The sequence below is a fragment of the Streptomyces yunnanensis genome, assembly GCF_029011865.1.
Taxonomy (GTDB): Bacteria; Actinomycetota; Actinomycetes; order Streptomycetales; family Streptomycetaceae; genus Streptomyces; species Streptomyces yunnanensis.
On record NZ_CP095749.1, the window covers coordinates 4182387 to 4202859 of the forward strand.

At 75.4% G+C, this 20473-nt stretch carries 17 protein-coding genes; 11 read left to right on the plus strand and 6 right to left on the minus strand.

What is annotated here, in order from left to right; all coding sequences use genetic code 11:
* The first annotated feature begins 79 nt into the window (after positions 1–79).
* Positions 80–2506, plus strand: coding sequence for a cation-translocating P-type ATPase (locus tag MOV08_RS17855; RefSeq protein WP_275308074.1), 2427 nt, complete (start codon positions 80–82; stop codon positions 2504–2506).
* Positions 2507–2522: 16 nt separating this feature from the next.
* Here MOV08_RS17855 and MOV08_RS17860 read toward each other — a convergent pair whose 3' ends face one another.
* The gene (locus tag MOV08_RS17860) at positions 2523–3434 is read right to left on the minus strand and encodes an NAD(P)-dependent oxidoreductase (RefSeq protein WP_275308075.1); all 912 of its coding nucleotides are present in this window, start codon (positions 3432–3434) and stop codon (positions 2523–2525) included.
* A gap of 198 nt (positions 3435–3632) precedes the next feature.
* Between MOV08_RS17860 and MOV08_RS17865 the strand changes: the two genes are divergently transcribed.
* Positions 3633–4592: a helix-turn-helix domain-containing protein gene (locus MOV08_RS17865; protein ID WP_275311818.1), complete on the plus strand. Its 960-nt coding sequence runs from the start codon at positions 3633–3635 to the stop codon at positions 4590–4592.
* Positions 4593–4742: 150 nt separating this feature from the next.
* Here the strand turns inward: MOV08_RS17865 and MOV08_RS17870 are convergent, their stop codons facing one another.
* Both MOV08_RS17870 and MOV08_RS17875 read right to left on the minus strand, forming a co-directional pair.
* Entirely contained in the window at positions 4743–7985 is a 3243-nt protein-coding gene (locus MOV08_RS17870) for a sacsin N-terminal ATP-binding-like domain-containing protein (protein WP_275311819.1), read from the minus strand.
* Between the two features lie 309 nt (positions 7986–8294).
* Complete coding sequence (locus MOV08_RS17875; protein ID WP_275308077.1) at positions 8295–9200, minus strand: DUF3027 domain-containing protein; 906 nt, start codon at positions 9198–9200, stop codon at positions 8295–8297.
* 405 nt (positions 9201–9605) lie between these two features.
* On the opposite strand from MOV08_RS17875, the gene MOV08_RS17880 reads away from it, so the two are divergent.
* From MOV08_RS17880 to MOV08_RS17895, 4 genes are all read left to right on the plus strand, one after another.
* Positions 9606–10985, plus strand: a complete 1380-nt coding sequence (locus tag MOV08_RS17880) for an MFS transporter (RefSeq protein ID WP_052287473.1) — start codon at positions 9606–9608, stop codon at positions 10983–10985.
* A gap of 93 nt (positions 10986–11078) precedes the next feature.
* Positions 11079–11585, plus strand: a complete 507-nt coding sequence (locus MOV08_RS17885) for a hypothetical protein (protein WP_039633738.1) — start codon at positions 11079–11081, stop codon at positions 11583–11585.
* Positions 11586–11638: 53 nt separating this feature from the next.
* Positions 11639–12430: a futalosine hydrolase gene (locus tag MOV08_RS17890; RefSeq protein WP_275308079.1), complete on the plus strand. Its 792-nt coding sequence runs from the start codon at positions 11639–11641 to the stop codon at positions 12428–12430.
* On the plus strand, positions 12427–13278 hold the full coding sequence (locus MOV08_RS17895) for a 1,4-dihydroxy-6-naphtoate synthase (RefSeq protein ID WP_067347934.1): 852 nt from the start codon (positions 12427–12429) through the stop codon (positions 13276–13278). The genes MOV08_RS17890 and MOV08_RS17895 overlap by 4 nt, the downstream gene beginning before the upstream one ends.
* A gap of 52 nt (positions 13279–13330) precedes the next feature.
* Here MOV08_RS17895 and MOV08_RS17900 read toward each other — a convergent pair whose 3' ends face one another.
* A complete protein-coding gene (locus MOV08_RS17900; protein WP_039633746.1) occupies positions 13331–13714 on the minus strand; it encodes a cold-shock protein in 384 nt (127 codons plus the stop codon).
* Positions 13715–13955: 241 nt separating this feature from the next.
* On the opposite strand from MOV08_RS17900, the gene MOV08_RS17905 reads away from it, so the two are divergent.
* On the plus strand, positions 13956–14189 hold the full coding sequence (locus MOV08_RS17905; RefSeq protein ID WP_052286778.1) for a hypothetical protein: 234 nt from the start codon (positions 13956–13958) through the stop codon (positions 14187–14189).
* Here the strand turns inward: MOV08_RS17905 and MOV08_RS17910 are convergent.
* The gene (locus MOV08_RS17910) at positions 14138–14812 is read right to left on the minus strand and encodes an HAD family hydrolase (protein ID WP_275308080.1); all 675 of its coding nucleotides are present in this window, start codon (positions 14810–14812) and stop codon (positions 14138–14140) included. The two genes, MOV08_RS17905 and MOV08_RS17910, sit on opposite strands and share 52 nt — an antisense overlap.
* Before the next feature lie 149 nt (positions 14813–14961).
* On the opposite strand from MOV08_RS17910, the gene MOV08_RS17915 reads away from it, so the two are divergent.
* The 4 genes from MOV08_RS17915 to MOV08_RS17930 all read left to right on the plus strand — a co-directional run bounded on the left by MOV08_RS17915 (position 14962) and on the right by MOV08_RS17930 (position 19148).
* Entirely contained in the window at positions 14962–15972 is a 1011-nt protein-coding gene (locus tag MOV08_RS17915; RefSeq protein WP_039633751.1) for a FecCD family ABC transporter permease, read from the plus strand.
* On the plus strand, positions 15969–17066 hold the full coding sequence (locus tag MOV08_RS17920) for a FecCD family ABC transporter permease (RefSeq protein WP_275308082.1): 1098 nt from the start codon (positions 15969–15971) through the stop codon (positions 17064–17066). Before MOV08_RS17915 ends, MOV08_RS17920 begins: the two co-directional genes overlap by 4 nt.
* Before the next feature lie 110 nt (positions 17067–17176).
* Positions 17177–17968, plus strand: coding sequence for an ABC transporter ATP-binding protein (locus MOV08_RS17925; protein WP_039641028.1), 792 nt, complete (start codon positions 17177–17179; stop codon positions 17966–17968).
* A 61-nt stretch (positions 17969–18029) separates the two neighbouring features.
* Positions 18030–19148 (plus strand): ABC transporter substrate-binding protein, encoded by a 1119-nt coding sequence (locus MOV08_RS17930; protein ID WP_275308084.1) that lies wholly within the window; start codon positions 18030–18032, stop codon positions 19146–19148.
* A 45-nt stretch (positions 19149–19193) separates the two neighbouring features.
* Here MOV08_RS17930 and MOV08_RS17935 read toward each other — a convergent pair whose 3' ends face one another.
* On the minus strand, positions 19194–20342 hold the full coding sequence (locus tag MOV08_RS17935; protein ID WP_275308087.1) for a chromosomal replication initiator protein DnaA: 1149 nt from the start codon (positions 20340–20342) through the stop codon (positions 19194–19196).
* Between the last annotated feature and the right edge of the window lie 131 nt (positions 20343–20473).

Consider the following 20473-nt stretch of genomic DNA (forward strand, 5'->3'; position numbering starts at 1 on the left):
GAAACCGGACAGAACCCCCACACCGCTTCTGTCGACCGTCAGCGGGTGAAGCAGGCAATTCGCCCGTAACGTCTAGGGCATGACGGACCCGGCGCAGACCGAAGTCGAGCAACCGGAGCCCGGCGGGCGGCGCGCCGGCGAGGCCGACCTGGAGGTGGCGCGGCGCGGCCTGACCGCCGCCGAGGTCGCCGAACGGGTGGCCAGGGGCGAGGTCAACGACGTCCCTGCGCGGTCCTCCCGCTCGACCGCGGACATCATCCGCGGCAACGTCTTCACCCGGTTCAACGCCATCATCGGCGTGCTCTTCGTGATCATCCTGATCGTCGGGCCGATCCAGGACGGCCTGTTCGGCTTCGTCATCATCGCCAACACCGGCATCGGCATCCTCCAGGAACTGCGCGCCAAGAAGACCCTGGACAGCCTGGCCCTGATCGGCGAGGCCCGGCCGACCGTCCGCCGCGACGGGACCGCCGCCGAGATCCCCACCTCCGAGGTGGTCCTCGACGACGTCATCGAACTCGGCCCGGGCGACAAGGTGATCGTCGACGGCGAGGTGCTGGAGACCGACGGCCTGGAGATCGACGAGTCGCTGCTGACCGGCGAGGCGGACCCGGTGCTGAAGAAGCCGGGCGACCCGGTGATGTCCGGCAGCTTCGTCGTCGCGGGCGGCGGCGCGTTCACCGCGACCAAGGTCGGCCGGGCGGCGTACGCGGCGCAGCTCGCCGAGGAGGCCAGCCGGTTCACCCTGGTCCACTCCGAACTGCGTTCCGGCATCAGCCAGATCCTCAAGTACGTGACCTGGATGATGATCCCGACCGCGCTGGGGCTGATCTGCAGTCATCTGCTGACCCTGGGGCTGCCGGTCGACGCCGCGGTCCGGCGGATGGTCGCCGGGATCGTGCCGATGATCCCCGAGGGGCTGGTGCTGCTGACCTCGGTCGCCTTCGCCATCGGTGTCGTCCGGCTCGGCCGCCGGCAGTGCCTGGTGCAGGAGCTGCCGGCGATCGAGGGCCTGGCCCGGGTGGACGTGGTCTGCCTGGACAAGACCGGCACGCTGACCGAGGGCGGCATGGACGTCAGCGAGCTGCGTCCCCTGGGCGACGGCGCTCACGAACCGGCCCGCCTGCGGCAGGTGCTCGGCGCCTTCGGTGCCTCCGACCCGCGCCCCAACGCCTCCCTCCAGGCCGTCGTCGACGCCTACCCGGCCCCCGATGCCTGGCGGTGCACCGGCACCCTGCCCTTCTCCTCCGCCCGCAAGTACAGCGGAGCGGCCTTCGAGGAGCCCGGCGGGCAGCGCTCGTCCTGGCTGCTGGGTGCGCCGGACGTGCTGCTCCCCGACGACGACCCGGCGCTGCCCGAGATCGACCGGCTCAACGCCCAGGGCCTGCGCGTCCTGCTGCTGGCCGGCGCCACCCGGCCGCTGAACCACCCCGACGTCGCCCACGAGGTGCGGCCGGCCGCCCTGGTCGTCCTGGAGCAGCGGCTGCGCCCGGACGCCCCCGAGACCCTGCGCTACTTCGCCGAGCAGGGCGTCCAGGCCAAGGTGATCTCCGGCGACAACGCGGTGTCGGTGGGCGCGGTCGCCGGCAAACTGGGGCTGCCCGGAGCCGACGCGCCGGTGGACGCCCGGCACCTGCCGCACGACGACCCCGACGCGATGGCCCGGGCCCTCGAAGAGGGCGCCGTCTTCGGCCGGGTCACGCCCCAACAGAAGCGGGACATGGTCGGCGCGCTGCAGTCCCGCGGCCACCACGTGGCGATGACCGGCGACGGCGTCAACGACGTGCTGGCCCTCAAGGACGCCGACATCGGCGTCGCCATGGGCTCCGGCTCCGAGGCGACCCGGGCGGTGGCCCAGATCGTGCTGCTGAACAACAGCTTCGCGACCCTGCCGTCGGTGGTGGCGGAGGGCCGCCGGGTGATCGGCAACATCACCCGGGTCGCGACCCTCTTCCTCACCAAGACCGTCTACTCGGTGCTGCTGGCCATCCTGGTGGCCTGCTGGCAGATCCCCTACCCGTACCTGCCCCGGCACCTGACGCTGCTGTCGACGCTGACCATCGGCATCCCCGCCTTCTTCCTGGCGCTGGCGCCCAACAAGGAGCGCGCCCGCCCGCACTTCGTCCGCCGGGTGATGCGCTACGCCATCCCCTCCGGCCTCATCACCGGCCTCGCGGCGTTCACCACCTATCTGCTGGCCCGCGCCTACTACTCCGGCCCGGACGCCCTCCCCGCGCAGACCAGCGCGGCCACCCTGACCCTCTTCCTGACCGCCCTGTACGTCCTGGCGATCATCGCCCGCCCGTACACCTGGTGGCGGATCGGCCTGGTGCTGCTGATGGGGCTGGGATTCCTGATCGTCCTGGCGACGCCGTGGCTGCAGACCTTCTTCGCCCTGCGGCTGGTGGGGACGACGATGCCGTGGACGGCGGTGGCGATCGCGGCGGTGGCGGCGCTGCTGCTGGAGGTCGCCTGGCGGTGGGTGGGCAAGCGGTTCCCGGTGTGAGCCGGGGCCTGGCGGGTCAGGCCGCGGGGCGGCGCAGCGCCTCGATGACGCTGGCGTAGCTGTCGGAGCCGTGCCCGGCCGCGGCGGTCCGCTCCATCAGCCCCTTGAGCAGTTCCGGCAGCGCGGTGTCCACCCCGCGCGCCGCCGCGGCGTGCAGCAGGTGCCCGACCGCGGCGATCTGGACGTCGACGGTGGCGTCGTCGCCCGGGTAGCGGCCGGCGTCGACCTGGGGGGCGTAGGTGTTCATGAAGCCGGTCACCGCGGTCAGCCAGCGGGCGGCGACCGGGGTGAAGGCGGTGGCCGCGGTGGGCGCCGCCCCGTCCGCCGCCGCGGTCCGCTCGGCGCCGACCAGCGCGGTGCCGTGCAGCCAGCCGGTCAGGGTGGACCACATCAGGCCCAGCAGCGCGGCGTCGTAGAGGGACGCGAGCCCGGGGTCGGCGCCCAGGTGGAGCGGGTCGCCCAGGGCCTCCAGGGTGGCGCGGTGGGCGTCGAAGACCGCGCGTTCGCCGCTGTAGAGGAACATCGTCTCCGGGCTGCCGACCCCGGGCGGGGTGGTCATGATGGCGCCGTCGAGGTAGCCGATGCCGTGCCCGGCGGCCCAGGCCGCGGCCTCGTGGGCCTGCTCGGGCGCGCCGGAGGTGAAGTTGACCAGCTGCCTGCCGGCGAGTTTCCCGGCGACCGGGTCGAGGACGGCGTGCACCGCCTGGTGGTCCAGGACGCACACCAGGGTCAGCGGACTGGCCGCGACCGCCTCGGCGACGCTCCCGGCCACCCGTGCGCCCCGCGCGGCCAGCGCCTCGGCCCTGCCCGGGGAACGGTTCCACACGGTGGTCGGGTGCCCCCGGTCCACCAGCGCGCCGGCCAGTGCCGAGCCCATCGAACCCAGTCCGACGACGGTCACGGCCGGTCGGTCAGCTTGCGTGCGCATCCCACAACTCCCTTGCTCCTGCGTCAAGATCACGTACCGGTACGTTCGCAGCCGCGGGGCCGTCGGCGACAGTGACGGGAATGACGCCCGGCACCAAATTCCTGCCACCCCGCCGGCCCGTACGCTCGCCCCATGAGCCCCGTACGTCCCACCAGCCCCGAGCCGACCGCCCGCCCCGCGGGCCCGGGGACCGTCGCCGTGGTCGTCCCCGCCGGCATCGGCCTCCCCTCCTGGGACCTCTACGAACTGAGCATCCCGTGCACGGTCTTCGGGAAGCCCCAGCCGGACCTGGCCGACCCCTGGTACGACCTGCGCCTGTGCACCTACGACGACGGGACCGGACCCGCACCCGCCGGGCTGACCCTGCACACCCCGCACGGGCTCGACGACCTGGCGGGCGCCGCCACCGTCATCGTCCCCTCCGTCCCCGACGTCTGCGTGGAGGACGGCGTTCCGCTGCCCGCGCCGCTGGTCGCCGCCCTGCGCCGGGCCCACCGGGCCGGCGCCCGCGTGGTCTCGCTGTGCACCGGCGCCTTCGCGCTCGCCGAGGCCGGACTGCTCGACGGCCGGCGGGCCACCGCCCACTGGCAGCACACCGCCCAACTCGCCGCCCGCTACCCGGAGGTGACGGTCGACGACGCGGTCCTCTACGTGGACGAGGGCGACGTGCTGACCAGCGCCGGACTCACCGCCGGGCTCGACCTGTGCCTCCACCTCGTCCGCCGGGACCTGGGCGCCAAGGTCGCCAACCAGCTCGCCCGCCGGATGGTCGTGCCGGCCCACCGGCCCGGCGGCCAGGCGCAGTTCATCGACCTGTCGGTCCCCGCGACCGACGACGAGGGCCTGGCCCCGGTACTGGACTGGGCGCGCGCCCGCCTGGACCGGCCGCTGACCGTCGACGACCTGGCCCGCCGGGCGGCGCTGAGCCCCCGTACCCTCTACCGGCGCCTCCAGGCCGCGACCGGCACCACCCCGCTCCAGTGGCTGCTCAACCAGCGGCTGGCGCGCGCCCAGTCACTGCTGGAATCCACCGGCCTGCCCATCGAGAAGGTCGCCGCACTGAGCGGCCTGGGAACGGCCAACAACCTCCGCCACCACTTCCTGCGGCACCTCGGCGTCTCCCCGGGCGAGTACCGCCGCTCCTTCCCGGGCCGCTGAACCGCCGACCCCGCCGGCCCCGACAACCCCCCTCCCCGGCAACGACGGCGCGTGCCAGGACGGCGGGAGGCGGCCACCGGACACCACGCCCGACGACCGCCTCCGTCCTGCCTCCGCCCTGCCTCCGTCACGCCCGGCAGGGCACCGGGCTCAGTCGAACCACCGCGCCCGGGCCAGCTCGTCGCCCCGCTCCGGGTCCTCCAGCAGCGCCGCGACCTCGAAGCGGCGCGGCCACTGCCCGGCCGCCCACGCCAGGCCGGCCGCCACGCCCTCCAGCGTCGCGGCGTGCAGCGTGCCGTCCGGGGTCCACCGCCAGTCCAGTTCGACGCCGCCGTCGGCGCCCTCGACCAGCAGTTCCTCGTGTTCGACGTAGGCGTCCGGGGCGGCCGGGCCGAGCAGCGCGCGGACCGCCTCCGGGACGTCGTGCGCCGCGCCGTCGGAGCGGACCTCCGCGGCGACCGCCTCGCTCAGCCGTCCGACCTGGAACAGCTCGGCCAGCTCCGCGGCCCGGGCCGGCCGCACCGGCAGCAGCGCGCGACCGGCCGCCAGCGGCATCAGGTCCGGGGCGTCCGCGACCAGCACGTCCGCCGCGTCCGCCACCTGGATCTCGCCGTCCACGACCGCCCGCAGCTCGTCGGGCAGCGTCACCTGATCCGGATCCAGCTCCGTCAACATCCCGTACAGCGCGTGCAGTTGGGCGATCCCCACGCGCAGCTCGGGGTCGGCGAGCCGGGTCAGCAGTTCGGCCGCGCCGCCGGGCTCGTCGAGCAGCGCGCCGACCGAGGTGCGGACGCCGAGGGCGCGCAGCACCTGGGCGTCGACCCGGCCCGCGTCCGCCGCCTCGTACAGCCCGGCCAGCAGCGGGTCGCCGCCCGCGGCGCGCAGCCCGGCGGGGCGGCGCCCGTCCAGCACCGGGTGGCCGCGCAGCCACCAGGCGGTGTACGGCCGCACCGACTCCGTGGTGCCGTCGGGCAGCAGCACCCGCACCGGCGTGGTCAGGGCGTCCCGCAGCGGCGGCCGGGAGAGCATCTCCAGGACCCGCGGCCAGGCGTCGTCGGCGACCAGGTCGAGGTCGCGGACCGCGACCAGTTCGGTGACGACCGGCGGGACCGGGGCCTCCGGGAGGGTGTCGAGGATGTCCTCGCACCACACGTCGACCGCGTCCAGCAGGCCCGCGTCGTCGGGCTCGGGGAAGTCCCCGTCCCGCGGCTCCAGTTCGTCCGGATCGAGCACCACGTCCGCGGCCCGGACCAGCGCGAAGGTGGCCAGCACCCCCACCGCGGTGAGCGGCTGCTCCCCCCACCGCTCCGCCAACTCCGCCTCACAGGCGGCGAGTTCACCCTCTCGGATGACCTGTTCGAAGTCGCTGCCGGGGAAGACCAGTTCGCCCGCCGGCGCCAGCTCGCCGTCCTCGTCGGGCAGCGCCAGCGCGGCCAGCCAGGGCTCGTCGCCGGGCGCCAGATTGGCGTCCCGGACCAGCCCGAGGACCGTCTCGGCCAGCTCCTCGGCGCCCAACGGCACCCCGGCGCCCGGCGCCAGCTCGTCCTCGAAGACGTCGTAGGCGTCCTCGTCGGCGTCGAGCGAATGAGCGACCGCCGCCCGCACCTGAGGCGTCGTCAGCACGGCCCGGGGTGCGGCGGGCGTGGCCCCGAGCTTCTCCAGGAGCGGGTGCACCGCACCGGGGTGGGCGACCTTGAGTCCGAGCCGGGTCAGGGTGCGGTGCCGGTCGGCGGCCTCGCCGCCGGCGTCCGGGCCGCCGTCGGGCAGCGGCAGCAGCACCTGGCGCGGCCCGATCGTGGTCCGCCCGGTGCCCGCCAGCGGCACCGGCAGACCGCTGAGCCGGTCCGGGTCGGTGCCGGCCAGCGCGTCGTAGAGCCGCCACCACCACTCCGGCGACCGCTCCACGCCCGCCAGCCGGTCGATCATCTCGGTGAGCGGCACCCGGGCCACGCCCAACGCCCGCAGCTCCGAACGCCGTTCCAGGCCGGCCGGCAGCAGGCTGGGGAACAGCTCGGCCAGCACCCCGACGGTCGCCGCGCCGGCGCCCTCCACCAACTCCGCGTCCACCGGCCGCAGGACGTAGCGCTCCCCGTCCTCGCCCTCGACGTCGCCCTCGGCCCACGCGGCGGTCTCCGCCGCCCCGCCGTCGGCCGCCGCGCTCGACAGGAACCGCACCCGCGGCAGCAACTCCAGTACCTGGCGCCGCAGTTCGCCGTCCAGCCAGCCCTTGCCCAGCGGTCCCGGGACGAGGTCCAGGGTGCCGGCCGACACCGGCTGCCAGTCGCCGAGCAGCCCCGCGTACCCGGCGGCCGCACGGCCTACCAGGAAGTCCGCGAGCGGTCCGGGCGCGACATGACGCCGGGTCGGCTCCAGCGGGAACGACGCGATGAGCAGCGCGGGCAGCCCCAGCGGTTCGTCGGTCGGGGTCGGCGCGTGCAGCACCGGCACGGTGCCCGGCCGCGCCGGGGCCCCCGCCTCGTCCACCGGCACCGCCCAGGTCACCGACCAGAACGGCCGCAGCCGCTCCTCGACCGGCCGGTCCGCCAGCAGCGCCGGGTCCAACGGCCCGCCGTCGGTCGCCACCCGCCACCGGGTGGCCCCCCGCCGGCTGTCCTCGATCAGGACATCCGCGTCGTCCTGCCGCCGCGTCAGCGTCCGGGCGCCCTCCGGCGTCTCCACCACGACCTCGGCCAGCCCCGGCAGGGTCAGCAGCAACGCCGCGTCGATCCCGGCCAACAGCCGCTCGGCGAGGTCCTGTGCGGCACCGTCGCGCAGCGGCAGCACCACCGCGGTGTCGTACCCCTCCGGCGCGGTGCCCGCCGCGGGCAGCGGCAGCCGCAGCAGCGGCACGTGGCCCTCACGGCGGCGGAGTTCGCCGCCCAGCCCCGGGCTGTGCGCGGCCACCGCCTCGGCCAGCTCCCGGGCCTCGGCGAGCGACCAGCGGACGCCGCCGGTGCGGCCCACCAGCGCCGGTTCGTCGCTGACCGCCAGCACCGCGGCGAACCCGACGCCGAACCGGCCCACCGCGCCGACCGCCACGCTGGTCTCCCGCTTCGCGGAGGCGCGCAGCGTGGAGAGCGATTCGACGCCGGTGGCGTCCAACGGGGCACCGGTGTTGGAGGCGACGAGCACCGCGGGCGCGTCGCCGTCGGCCGCGTGCAGGGTCAGCCGCAGCCGGCCGGGGACGCCGGCCCGGGCCGCCGCGTCCGCCGCGTTCTGCGCCAGCTCCACGGCGAGCCGGTCGCGGTAGCCGCCGAGCGCGAGGTCCTCCTCGGCATTGGCGTCCTCCCGGAACCGGGCCGGCGAGGCGGCCCAGGCGTCGAGCACGCCGCGCCGCAACCGGGCCGTACCGAACGGGTCGGCACCCTCGTCAGCGCCCCGCACCCACGGCATACCTGCCACGTTTCTCGTCTCCCTCATCAGACGGTTCTGTCCCGACGGTATCGCCCCACGTCGTCGGGTGCGGCGCCGTGCGGGGGCTTCCCGCCTCCGGCGGGAAATGGGGTTTGTGGGGCGGGGGCCCCGGTGGGTGGTGGGTGCCGGGTGCGGGGCCTCTCACGTACGGGCGGGTGCCTGTGGGGCGGGCCGGAGGGGGTGGTTGTCGGACGTAAAGCGCAGCAGTCCGACAACCACCCCGTAGGCCCGCCCCACAGGCACCCGCCACCCACCACAAGCAGAGGCACCCCCGCCCAACCAAAACCCCTAGCTGTGACCAAGCTCCTCCGCCGGGCCGCCGTCCTCCACGGACCCGCCGTCCGCCACGGGTCGGATCGAGACCGGCTCGACCACGGTCTCGTCGAGCACCGGCTCCGCCGGCTTCGGCGGCTTCGGCATCACGGCGGCCTCCGAGTGCGCCCCGCAGCCGTACGACAGCGAGACGACGCGGCCGTCCGCCGGCGAGAACTCGTTCGCGCAGACTCCGAACGCCTGCCGCAGCGAGCCGGCCATCGGCGTCAGGAAACCGCAGCTCACGCAGGTGGCGGGGGCCGCCTGGGCCATCGGGGTCTTGGGGCCGAAGGCTTCTTCCCAGCGGTCGGCGGCGGCGTGCAGGCCGTAGCGGGACAGGACCCGGGCGCGGGCCATGCCCAGTTCCTCGGCGATCGCGCCGACGCTGCCGCGGGCGGGCGCCGACTGGATCGCGGGCGAACCGGGGACGACGTCCGCTTCCTCGGTGTCGGCGACGTCGGCGGCCATGCTCTCGGCTACCGGCGAGTTCGGCGGCGGGGTGTCCTCACCGCTGAACCCGGGCTCCAGCCGCAGGTCGTCGGCCTCGGTGGGCAGCAGGTCGCCGGGGCCCATGTCGCCGGGGCGCAGCCGTTCGCTCCAGGGCACCCACTCGGGTGCCAGCAGCGCCTCGGGGCCGGGCAGCAGGACCGACTCGTCGAGGGTGACGATCTTGCCGCGGGAGGCGCGGGCGACCGTCACCGCCCAGCGCCAACCGCGGTAGCCGGGCTCCGCGCAGTCGAAGAGATGGGTGACGACGCGGTCCGCCTCGGCGACAGCGTCGATGTGCTCACCGACCATGCCGGGCGTGGCGACCTCTTCGGCCGCCGCGCGGGCGAGGTCGACCGCCTCGGCGCACAGGCGGTCAGGGGTACGGCTTCGCATCGCAGCACTCACAAGAATCGATTCTCTCTTCCACGCCGTCTCACGAGTGCGCCAGCCGGGAGCTGTCCTGGTCCTGTCTGGACGACCTGCGGGGGTCGGGGCGGGCGGAGCGGACCTGGGGACCGCGTCGACGTCCGCGCCCAACTGGTTCGTTCGGTCGAGCGCACCTCTTACGTCCTATTCTGCGCGATCGCAGGGAAATGAGGTACGCGGCCGAAACAGACCGCCGGTGGCGCTCTGGACACGCTACCCCTTCAACGCTGCACGACCCCTCGGCGGGAGCAGCAAATCTCACCGATCGCGATCGGGCGGGGGTGTCGCGGTGACCGCCAGGAGGCCGATGCGCCCCGCCCGACCAGGGGGAGAAACCGCCCCAGATGGGGCGAGTTGGGGCAGTATGACCAGGTGGCAGCCGTCAGGGCGTCGAGGACGTCGAAGGTCCGCCGGGCGGGCCGGGCGGCCGGGCGCGCGCTGCACCGGCCGCTGGCCGCCGCGGCCCGGGGGGTGCGGCGCGCCACCCACGCACAGGGCGCCGGCGAATCGGGGCTGGCGAAGCTGATCGAGTTGCACGCGGTGAACGCCGCGGGCGACGTGATGATCACGGTCGCGCTGGCCTCCACGGTGTTCTTCTCGGTGCCGACGCACCAGGCACGGGGGCGGGTGGCCCTGTACCTGGCGGTCACCATGGCGCCGTTCGCACTGCTGGCGCCGGTGGTGGGGCCGCTGCTGGACCGGTTGCCGCACGGCCGCCGGGCGGCGATGGCCGGCTCGATGCTGGCCCGGGCGGTGCTGGCGCTGACCATGTCGGGGGCGGTGGCCGGCGGCGGGCTGGAGCTGTATCCGGCGGCCCTGGGGGTGCTGGTGTCGTCGAAGGCGTACGGGGTGGTGCGCAGCGCGGTGGTGCCGCGGCTGCTGCCACCGCGGGTCTCGCTGGTGAAGGCCAATTCCCGGGTGACGCTGGCGGGGCTGCTGGCCACCGGGGTGGCCGCGCCGCTGGGCGCCGGGCTGCACCTGATCGGGCCCGCCTGGCCGCTGTACGGGGCCTGCGCGGTGTTCCTGACCGGGGCGTTCCTGTCGTTCTCGCTGCCGCACGCGGTGGACTCGGGCAAGGGCGAGGCCCGGGCCCGGCTGGCGTCCCGGGACGGCACGTTCCCCACCGGGGCGGGCGGACGGCGGCCGGGGCTGCGCACGGTCGGCCCGTCCGTCCTGCACGGCCTCCAGGCGAACGCGGCGCTGCGTTCGCTCTCCGGCTTCCTCACCTTCTTCCTGGCGTTCCTGCTGCGCGAGCACCCGTTGGGCGGGCTGGGGGCGGCGGCGTCACTGGGGCTGGTCGCGGTGGCCGCCGGCACCGGGAACGCGCTGGGCACGGCGGTCGGCGCCGGGCTGAAGGCGCGCGGCCCGGAGCGGATCATCGCCGCGATGCTGGGGCTGGCACTGGGGGCGACGGCGCTGGCGGCGCTGTTCTACGAGGTGCTGGCGCCCGTGGTGGTAACCGCGGCGGCGGCCACCGCGGGGCTGTGCCAGGCGCTGGCCAAGCTGTCGCTGGACGCGATGATCCAGCGGGACGTGCCGGAGGCGGTGCGGACCTCGGCGTTCGCCCGGTCCGAGACGGTGCTCCAGCTGGCGTGGGTGGTGGGCGGCGCGCTCGGGATCGCACTGCCGCTGGTCGGCACGCTGGGCATGGCGGTGGCCGCCGGCCTGGTGGCGCTGGGCGCCGCACTGGCCGTGCGGGGGCTGCTCGACGCGGCCCGGCGCGGCGGCCGGCCGGCCCCGCGGGTGGTGTGACGGCGCACGCGGGGCACCCCGTGCGGCGGGCCCGGTCGCGGCGCGCCGCACCCGCGCGTGGCGCGCGCCGGGACGCCCGATAGCCTGCCCCGTATGACCGCTGCGTTGATCTCCCGGGGCAAGGGCCGCCGCGCCGCCGCTGCCCTCGGTGCCATGACCCTGGGCCTGCTCACCCTCTCCGCCTGCCAGCAGCCGACCTCGCTGGCCACCGTGACCGTCGGCTCGAAGACGGTCACGGCGGAGGTGACCCCCGGATGTGACGGCAACGGCAAGTCCCTCGACCAGAAGACCGTCAAGGACTGCATCTCCAAGAAGGGCGCCGACACCCTCACGGTGCAGCCGGGCGAGAAGATCCGGGTGGGCGTCGACCCGAAGGTGGCCAAGTCCGGCTGGTTCGTCGTCGGTGGGCAGCCCTTCATGCAGCCCACCACCGAGACCTACCGCTCCTTCAGCGTGGACGAGATCTTCAAGCAGACCAACCCGATGACCGGCCAGAGCGGTTACCTCCCCGAGGTCACCCTGCTGGTCGCCGAGGCCGGCAAGGCCCAGGGCGAGGGCCCGACGGCCCTGTGGCACGTCAACCTGAAGCTGAAGGACTGAGCGGCGCTGCGCGCGGGGGCCGGGGACCGGCGGCACACGGTGCGGGGCGTCTGATGCGGGCGCTGGTGGTCACCGCGGTGGCCGCGGAGCGCGACGCGGTGTGCGCCGCCGGGGACGGCTACGCGCACCGCCCGCTGCCCGGCGGCCACGCGCTGCACCACGCGCCCGCCGGGTCGCCGGCGCCGGACGTCCTGGCGGCCGGCGTCGGCCCGGCCGCCGCGGCCGCCGGCACCGCCACCGCGCTCACCGTCGCCGCCCTCGCCGGCACCCCGTACGACCTGGTCGTCTCGGCCGGCATCGGCGGCGGCTTCGCCCCCGGTCCCGGCTCCTCCCCCGGCCGCCCGTCCGGCGCGCCCCTGGGCTCGGTGGTCGTCGCGGACGCGATCGTCGCCGCCGACCTGGGCGCCGAGACCCCCGACGGCTTCGTCCCGGTCACCGAACTCGGCTTCGGGACCACGGTGCACCTGCCCGACCCGGCGCTGGTCACGGCCGTCGCGGCGGCGACCGGCGGGGCGGTCGGACCGGTCGTCACGGTCTCCACGGTCACCGGCAGCGCCGCCCGTGCCGCCGAGCTGGCGGCGCGTCACCCGGGCGTGCTGGCCGAGGCGATGGAGGGGTTCGGCGTCGCCGAGGCGGCCGCCGCGCACGGCCTGCCCGTGCTGGAGCTGCGCACGATCTCCAACGCGGTGGGCCCCCGGGACCGCGCCGCCTGGCGGATCGGGCCCGCCCTCGCCGCGCTGACCGACGCCTTCCGCACGTTCCCCGGAGCCCTGGCGGGCACCCCAGCGACGACGTCGCCCGGGGCTCCGGCATCGCCACCCCACACCCCCCGGAGGACCCCGTGACCCGGCCGCTGTCCATCGCCTACTCCCCGTGCCCGAACGACACCTTCGTCTTCGACGCCCTGGTGCACGGCCGGGTCCCGGACGCGCCGGAGCTGGCGGTCACCCTCGCCGACATCGACGTCACCAACGGCCTGGCCGAGCGCGGTGAGCTGGACGTGCTGAAGGTGTCCTACGCGGTCCTGCCGTGGGTGCTGGAGGAGTACACGCTGCTGCCCTGCGGCGGGGCGCTGGGGCGCGGCTGCGGCCCGCTGGTGCTGACCCGCCGGCCCGGGGCGGCCGCGGACCTGGCGGGGAAGACGGTCGCGGTGCCCAGCGAGCGGTCCACCGCGTACCTGCTGTTCCGGCTGTGGCTGGCGGAGGCGGTGCCGGGCGGGGTCGGCGAGGTCGTGGTGCTGCCGTTCGACGAGATCATGCCGGCCGTGCGGGACGGCAAGGTCGACGCCGGCCTGGTGATCCACGAGGCCCGCTTCACGTACCAGGACTACGGGCTGCACTGCCTGGCGGACATGGGCGAGCACTGGGAGCTGACCACCGGTCTGCCGATCCCGCTGGGCGCGATCATCGCCAAGCGGTCGCTGGGCGAGCCGGTGCTGCGCCGGCTGGCGGAGGCGGTCCGCACGTCGGTCCGGATGGCCTGGGACGACCCGGAGGTCTCCCGTCCGTACGTCCTGGAGCACGCCCAGGAGATGGACCCGAAGGTGACCGACCAGCACATCGGGCTGTACGTCACCGAGTTCACCGCCGACCTCGGCGAGGACGGCTACGCCGCGGTGCGCGGGCTGCTCACCCGCGCCGCGGCCGAGGGGCTCGTTCCGCCCCTCGGCCGCGATGCGCTGAAGTTCCTCTGAAGGATGTCGGTGCGGCCGCCCGCGGCCGCTTCGGGAGCGCGGGCGGTCCGGCTCAGACGTCGAGCTGGTCGGCGACCGCCCGCAGCATGCCGGCGATCTTGGCGCCGTGCACCTTGTCGGGGTAACGCCCGCGCTCCAGCTGCTGGGTGACGTTCTCCAGGAGCGTGGTGAGGTCCTGCACGATCGAGGCGAGCTCGTCGGGCTTGCGCCGCTGGGCCGCGGCGAGCGAGGGGGCCGGATCGAGGAGGATGACGCTCAGTGCCTGGTCTCCGCGCTGGCCTGCGACGACACCGAATTCGACGCGCTGGCCGGGCTTGAGCGCCTCCACGCCGTCGGGCAGCACCGACGAATGTACGAAGACGTCACCGCCGTCGTCGCGGGAGAGAAAGCCGAAGCCCTTCTCGCTGTTGAACCACTTGACCTTGCCGGTAGGCACGTCTGTCCTCGTCCTCGTACTCGTCGGGAAATGCGGGCTGGTCCGCGGCAGGCAGCGTGTGGAGCCGCGGCGTTGAGAAAATTGGTCCGGATAACAGTGCAGCGGGCCACCGAAGCCCGCCTCCCCCAAGGCTAATGGTCCGGGGCCCGGTGACAAGACGTCGCCAGGGGGATCCTCGGCGCCTCTCGCCCGGACTTACCCTGGTCAGGTGTCTGATGAAACGCCCCAGGCCGGGGATCTGATGGTCCGAATCGGCGCGATCGTGTTCCTAGTTGGCGCACTGGCCACTCTCGTCACAGTGCTACCGCTGTTCCTCGGCACGAAGCCGTTGCCGTGGGAGTTCTACTGGGTGTCCATGCTGATGGGCGCCGGTTTCCTGATCGCGGGCGGCGGAGTGCTGCGTTCCGTGGTCGCCCAACGCCGTCAGGCGGAGGCGGCCCTCGCGCCGTCCCCGTCGACGCCACCCGCCGGGTAACGATCCGGATCCGCTACGTAACGATCCAGCCACGACGTGAAAGCGGTCAGGTCGTCGAGCAGGACCTGGGCGCCGGCCGCGCGCAGTTCGTCGGCGCCGCACGGGCCGGTGGCGACCGCCACCGACAGCGCGCCCGCGGTCCGGGCGCCGCGCACGTCGCCGGTGTGGTCGCCGACGTAGACGCGCGCGCCGTGCGCGCGCAGCGCCTCGGCCTTGGCCTCCGCCCACAGCGAGCCGATGACCGCGTCCGCGGCGATGCCCAGGTGGGACAGGTGCAGCTCGGCGTTGGGCTCGTACTTGGCGGTGACGACGATGGCCCGGCCGCCGGCCGCGTGCACCGCGTCGACCGCCTCCCGCGCGCCGGGCATCGCCAGGGTGCCGGCGACGGCATGCGCGGGGTACAGCTCCCGGTAGACGTCGCTGATCTCGGCCACCCGCTCCTCGGGGAACCACCGGCGGATCTCCTGCTCCAGCGGCGGCCCGAGCCGGGTCACCGCGGCGTCGGCGTCGATGTACGTACCGGTGCGGACGGCGAGCGCCTCGTAGGCGGCCTTGATGCCCGGACGGGAGTCGATCAGCGTCATGTCGAGGTCGAACCCGACGGTCAGGGGATGCGCAGCCATGCCTGCCATTGTGCCCGCGCCCCCGCGGGCCGCGGCGACCAGGACGTAGCGTTAGCCTTGCCTTACCTAACCGCGGGCCCCACCGGGTGCCCGCGGTCGCCCGTCCGACAGCTCCAGACCGCGCGAATGGACCCGACGCCCGTGATGCCATGCCCGTGACGCAACGGAAACGGAGCCGACGGCTCGGCCTGACCGCGGTGGCGGTGCTGGCGCTGTTGCTCGCGGTGGTCCTCTCGCTCGCCGTCGGCAGCCGCGCGTTCGCGCCGTCCGCGGTGCTCGACGCCCTCGTCCACGGCGGCACCGACGACGCCGCGCAGGTCGTGCGGTACCTGCGGCTGCCGCGCACCCTGATCGGGCTGATGGTGGGCGCCGCGCTGGCGATGGCCGGCACGGTCATGCAGGGCATCACCCGCAACCCGATCGCCGACCCCGGCATCCTCGGCATCAGCCAGGGCGCCGCGGCCGCCGTGGTCGCCGCCATCGCCTTCGCCGGGGTGCACACCCTGACCGGCTACGTCTGGTTCGCGTTCGCCGGCGCGGGGATCGCCGCCGTCGTCGTCTACGGCGTCGCCACCCGCGGCCGGGGCGGCGCCACCCCGGTCAAGCTGGCGCTCTCCGGCGCCGCGATCAACGCGCTGCTGGTGTCGGTGTCGATGGCGATCCTCACCACCAAGGCCGCGGCGCTGGACGAGTTCCGCTTCTGGCAGGTGGGCTCGCTCACCGGCCGGGATGCCGCGGTGGCCGCCCAGATCTGGCCGTTCCTGCTGGTCGGCGCGGTACTGGTGCTGTCGGTGGCGCGCGGACTGGACGCCCTGGCGCTCGGCGAGGATGTCGCCCGGGGACTGGGCCAGAACGTCGCCGCGGTGCGGATCGTGGGCGGGCTCGGCGCGACCGTGCTGACCGGCGCGGGGGTGGCCGCGGCCGGCCCGATCGCCTTCGTCGGCCTGGCCGTCCCGCACCTGGCCCGCGCGCTGGTGGGCGGCGACCACCGCTGGGCGCTGCCGATGGCCGCGCTGCTCGGCCCGGTCGTCGTGCTGGTCTCGGACACCGTCGGGCGGGTGCTCTTCCCGCCGTCGGAGGTCCCGGCGGGCGTGATGACCGCGCTGATCGGCGTGCCGTTCCTGGTGACCCTGGTCCGGCGACGGGCGGTGGCGGCATGACGGCCCCCAGGATCTCCCCCGCCGCCCGCCCGGGCGCGGTCCGCCCCGCCGGGTACGCGCTGGTCCGGGCCGGCCGCGGCTCCTTCCTGCTGCACCGGCGCGCCACTGTGGTCGCCGCGGTGCTCGCGGTCCTCCTGGCCGTGGTGTCCGTGGCGTACCTGTGTGCCGGCGAGAGCTGGGTGGCGCCCTCCGAGGTGCTCAGGGTGCTGACGGGCCGGCCGTCCGGGCAGGAACTCGTCGTCGGGACGCTGCGGCTGCCCCGGATGGTGGTCGGGCTGCTGGTCGGCGCGGCCTTCGGGGTCGCCGGCGGGCTGATCCAGACCGTCGCCCGCAATCCGCTGGCCAGCCCGGACATCATCGGCGTCACCCAGGGCGCCGGGGCGGTGACGGTCGGCGCGATGACCTTCGGCGTCACGTCGTTCGCGGTCCTGCCCTACGTCTCGGTCGCCGGCGGGGTGCTGGCCGCCGTCCTGGTCTACGTCTTCGCCTGGCGCGGCGGGCTGCACGCCACCCGCTTCGTGCTGATCGGCATCGGCTTCGCGGTGGCGCTGCGCTCGGTCACCCAGCTGTTCCTCACCAAGGGCGACTACCTGGTGGCCCAGCAGGCCCAGGTCTGGATGACCGGCTCGCTCAACGGGCGCGGCTGGGCGGAGGCGGCGCCCCTGGGGTGGGCGCTGCTGGTGCTGCTGCCGGCCGTCCTGTGGGCGGCCCGCGCCCAGCGCACGGTGTCCCTGGACGACGACACCGCGACCGCGCTGGGCATCCGGCTGGGCCGCACCCGGCTGGGGCTGGTGGCGGTCGGCGTGGTGCTGGCGTCGATGGCGACCGGCGCCGCCGGGCCGGTGGACTTCGTCGCCCTGCTCGCCCCGCAGATCGCCCGCCGGCTGACCCGGACCGCGCAGATCCCACTGCTGAGCTCCGCCCTGCTGGGCGCCGTCATCGTCGTCCTCGGCGACCTGCTCGCCCGCAAGCTGCTCGCGCCGACCGAGCTGCCGGTGGGCGTGCTGACCGCCGCGGTCGGCGCCCCGTATCTGATCTGGCTGATCGTCAGGGGCCACCGGGCCCGTGGCCGGGCCACAGGAGGAAACGCGTGACCGGTACCGGCACACCGCGGCCGGCGGCCGAGACGGGCCCCGCCGCCCCGGAGACCACCGCCGAGGAACCCACCGCCCAGGAGACCACCGCACCACGCACCGCCGCCCGTCTGACGGCCCGCGACCTGACCCTCTCCTACGAGGAGCGCACCGTCGTCGAGGGCCTGGACGTGGACGTGCCCGACGGCGCGGTCACCGTCGTCGTCGGCCCCAACGCCTGCGGCAAGTCGACACTGCTGCGCGCCCTGGGGCGGCTGCTGCGACCGCGCCACGGCACGGTCCTGCTGGACGGCACGGACCTGGCCAAGATCCCCACCCGGAAGATCGCCCAGTCGCTCGGCCTGCTGCCGCAGACCCCGGTCGCACCGGAGGCGATCACCGTCGCCGACCTGGTGGCCCGCGGTCGCCAGCCGCACCAGCGGTGGTGGCAGCAGTGGTCGACGGAGGACGAGCGGGCGGTCTCCGAGGCGATGGCGCGGACCGACGTGGCGGCGCTGGCGGACCGCGCGGTCGACGAGCTCTCCGGCGGCCAGCGCCAGCGGGTCTGGATCGCCATGGCGCTGGCCCAGGAGACCGATCTGCTCCTGCTGGACGAGCCGACCACCTATCTGGACATCGCCCACCAGGTGGAGGTCCTGGACCTGGTGCGCCAGCTCAACCACGAGCGCGGCCGGACCGTCGTCGCCGTCCTGCACGACCTCAACCAGGCCGCCCGCTACGCCGACCACCTGGTGGCCATGAAGGCGGGCCGGATCGTCGCCCAGGGCCACCCCGGGCAGGTCGTCACGGCCGACCTGGTCCGGGAGGTCTTCGGCCTGGACGCGGTGGTCGTCCCGGACCCGGTGACCGGCTCGCCCCTGGTGGTTCCGGGCCGTCCCTGGGAAAGGGAACCCCGGCAGTGACGTCTGCTCGTCGAGGCTCCCGCCCCGCCGACCTCCCCGCCGCCGAGCCGAAAGGGTTGCCATGACCCGCCCCACCCACCCGGCCATGACCCGCTCGCACCGTTCCCCCCACCCGGCCGGCGTCTCCACAGCCGGCGCGCGGCCGCGCCGCGGCGGCACCGCCCGGGCCGCCGCGGTCGCCGCCGCCGGCGCGCTCCTGCTCGCCGCCTGCGGCAGCGGCGCGGACTCCGGCGCCTCCGCCGCCGGCCCCGACGGCACCTTCAAGGCGGCCACCTGCCCCGCGCAGCCCACCACCGCCTGGCCCGAGCCGGCCCCCCGGGACGGCGGCGGCCACCCGGTCCGCACCGCGATGGGCGAGGTCACCGTCCCCGACACCCCGCGGCGCGTCGTCGTCCTGGACACCGCCGAGCTGGACTCCGCGCTCACCCTCGGCGTCACCCCCGTCGGCGCGACCCGCTCCGACGTCGACTCCGGCTTCCTCGACTACCTGCCGCGGCACCGGCTCGCCGGCATCCAGAACGTCGGCAAGATCGGCGCCCCCAACCTGGAGGCGATCGCCGCCCTCAAGCCCGATCTGATCCTCACCAGCAAGGTCCGCGACGGCCAGCGCTACGCCGAGCTGAAGAAGATCGCGCCCACTGTCATGACCGAGACCACCGGCTACCCGTGGAAGCAGAACTTCGCCGTCCACGCCGCCGCGCTGAACAAGATCCCCGAGGCCCAGCGCGTCGTCGCCGCCTACCGGTCGCACGCCGAGCGCGTCACCCAGGCCCTGGGCGGCCCGGCCAAGGCCCGCGCCCTGCGCGCCAACGTCGTCCGCTTCGTCGAGGGCGCCGACACCCGCATCTACGGCTGCCGGAGCTACATCGGGACGGTCCTCGACGACATCGGCACCGGCCCCACCTCCGTCGTCGACGGCGCACAGAACGGCCTGATGGTCGAGGTCGGCCCCGAGCAGATCACCAAGGCCGACGCCAACGCCGTCTTCTACTCCACCTACGGCAGCCCCGAGAAGTCCAAGGAGGCCCAGACCACCACCGGCCCCCTGTGGAAGAACCTCCGGGCCGTCAAGGACGGCAGGTCGATCCGCGTCGACGACCAGCTGTGGATCCAGGGCATCGGCTACACCGCGGCCGACAAGATCCTGGACGAGATCCAGCAGCGGCTGGCCAAGAAGTAGCGGCGGCCCGGGCGGCGGCCGGCCCCGGGGCGCGCCGCCCGCGCCTCAGCCGGCCGCCCGCCGCATCCGCCACAGCAGGAACAGCGCCGAGGCGACCGCCGCCACCCGCACCACGCCCGGCAGGCCGGCGAGCAGTTCCTCGCCCAGGTGGCCCGGGGCGATCGGGGCGCCCCAGCGGCCGTCGTTGCGGCCCCAGACCCAGACCACCAGGCCGCCGGCGACGATGCCCGGCACGCCCAGCGCGGCGAACCTGGTCTCCGTGCGGCTGAGCCGGCGCGAGACGTAGGCGAGGCCCCAGCCGCCGGCCAGCGCCAGCCAGGAGCCGACCACCGCACCGGCCACCAGCAGCAGCACCGCCAGCGTCAACACCGGGCTGAGCCACGCCCGCAGGGGCACCGGAGCGGGGGTCCCGGTGCCGCCGTCCGCCGCGTCCTCCGGCTCGCCGGCCGACTCGGCCGCCGCCTCCTGGGCGGGCCGCCGGCCCAGCGTCCGCCGCAGCAGGCCCGGCGGCACCCGCCGGCGCCCGGTGCCGCCCTCCTCCTCCGCCGGCGCGTCCTCGCCGCCCTTGCCCTTCTCCTCCGGCCGCTCCCAGACCTCCGGGATCTCGATACCGCCGACGAACCCGGGCACCGCGTCCGCCGTGTCCGCCGCCTCGTGGGGCGCGGCCTCCAGCCGCCACCAGTCGGGCGGGTCCTCCGCATCCCCCAGTTCGTCGGCGCCGGCCAGATGGGGCGGTGCGGCGGCCGACTGCGCCTCCGGGACGGCCGGCCGGGCACCGCGCTTCTTGAGGAAACCCGGCCGCCGCCCGCCCTCCCCCGGCGCGTCCTCGTCGCGCGGCCCGGGCACCTTGCCGATCAGCCCGCCGAATCTCTCGCGGGCGCCGCCCCACGGCGCGGGACGGGCCGGCTCCGCGGGCCCGACCACCGGCCCGACCGGCCGGGCCGCGGCCCCGCCGCCGGCGCCGTCCGCGTCGGCCGCGGCCCGCACCACCGCCTCCGGCGTGCCCAGCCGGGCCAGCATCCGCTTCACCCCGGGCACCGAATCGGCCTTCTGGTCGGCCTTCTGCGCGTCGATCTCGGCGCGCAGCGAGGTCACCAGCCGCATCCGGGCGCCGGACGACAGCCCCCGCTGCTGGGCCAGGTCGCCCACCCGGCTCAGATAGTCAAAGACGAGCTGCTCGCTCTCGATCCCCACGAAATCCCCTGCGGCGTGCGCTGGTTGCTGCCCCGACGGTACCGCGCGGGCCCGCGCCAGCGCCCCGGGCCGCCCGCGGAGGGGCGCACGGACCGGGGCGGGCGACCCCGCGCCGCGGTCACCTCCTCCCG

Excerpts from the sequence above, each read along its gene's own strand:
- MOV08_RS17855 (WP_275308074.1), top strand. The coding sequence starts at position 80 with ATGACGGACCCGGCGCAGACCGAAGTCGAGCAACCGGAGCCCGGCGGG.
- MOV08_RS17860 (WP_275308075.1), bottom strand. The coding sequence starts at position 3,434 with ATGCGCACGCAAGCTGACCGACCGGCCGTGACCGTCGTCGGACTGGGT.
- MOV08_RS17870 (WP_275311819.1), bottom strand. The coding sequence starts at position 7,985 with ATGCCGTGGGTGCGGGGCGCTGACGAGGGTGCCGACCCGTTCGGTACG.
- MOV08_RS17875 (WP_275308077.1), bottom strand. The coding sequence starts at position 9,200 with ATGCGAAGCCGTACCCCTGACCGCCTGTGCGCCGAGGCGGTCGACCTC.
- MOV08_RS17885 (WP_039633738.1), top strand. The coding sequence starts at position 11,079 with ATGACCGCTGCGTTGATCTCCCGGGGCAAGGGCCGCCGCGCCGCCGCT.
- MOV08_RS17890 (WP_275308079.1), top strand. The coding sequence starts at position 11,639 with ATGCGGGCGCTGGTGGTCACCGCGGTGGCCGCGGAGCGCGACGCGGTG.
- MOV08_RS17905 (WP_052286778.1), top strand. The coding sequence starts at position 13,956 with ATGGTCCGAATCGGCGCGATCGTGTTCCTAGTTGGCGCACTGGCCACT.
- MOV08_RS17910 (WP_275308080.1), bottom strand. The coding sequence starts at position 14,812 with ATGGCTGCGCATCCCCTGACCGTCGGGTTCGACCTCGACATGACGCTG.
- MOV08_RS17915 (WP_039633751.1), top strand. The coding sequence starts at position 14,962 with ATGCCCGTGACGCAACGGAAACGGAGCCGACGGCTCGGCCTGACCGCG.
- MOV08_RS17920 (WP_275308082.1), top strand. The coding sequence starts at position 15,969 with ATGACGGCCCCCAGGATCTCCCCCGCCGCCCGCCCGGGCGCGGTCCGC.
- MOV08_RS17930 (WP_275308084.1), top strand. The coding sequence starts at position 18,030 with ATGACCCGCCCCACCCACCCGGCCATGACCCGCTCGCACCGTTCCCCC.